This window comes from Bacillus cereus group sp. BfR-BA-01379 (genome assembly GCF_022663605.1).
Lineage (GTDB): Bacteria > Bacillota > Bacilli > Bacillales > Bacillaceae_G > Bacillus_A > Bacillus_A mobilis.
Map to the genome: position 1 here is coordinate 1 of NZ_JAKUFT010000187.1, position 619 is coordinate 619.

Below are 619 nucleotides of genomic sequence, written 5' to 3' on the forward strand. Positions count from 1 at the left end.
CACGATATTTCCTACGTTCTCTTTCTTTACTTGCGGCGACACAATATTCCCTACATTTTCTTTCTTCACTTGCGGTGACACGATATTTCCTACGTTTTCTTTCTTCACTTGCGGTGACACGATATTTCCTACGTTTTCTTTCTTCACTTGTGGCGACACGATATTATCTTTTTTCGTTTTCGGAGAAATGATGTTATTAGGTTTCATTTTAGTAATTTGAGGAGCAATTAACTCGCTTCCTTTTTTAATTACATCTGAAATCTTATATTCTTTTTTCGCTTTGATTGGTGGTTGCGGCGGCTGTGGTAACACATTTACCGAAAACTTCGTGTTTTCTTTTTCTGCTGGTTTTTGTTTTTCTATAACCGGTGGTTTTTGAATAACAGACGGCTTTTCAACTGGTTTTTCTATTTGAATTGGCTTTTCTTTTTGCACTTCTTTTTGTGGCTTTACCTGTACCTCTTTTTGCGGTTTCACTTGCATTTCCTTCTGTGGTTTTACCTGTACTTCTTTTTGCGGTTTTACTTGCATTTCTTTTTGTGTTTGTTGCATAGCAGGTTGCTGTGTAATTGGCGCTGATTGATACGTAACTTCTTCCTCATCTTCTATTCCAAGCGGA

1 pseudogene is annotated in these 619 nt (G+C 37.3%); it reads right to left on the bottom strand.

From position 1 onward, the window contains the following. A pseudogene (exsA, locus tag MR113_RS27335) lies at positions 1–619 on the bottom strand (spore coat assembly protein ExsA); the annotation flags it as partial.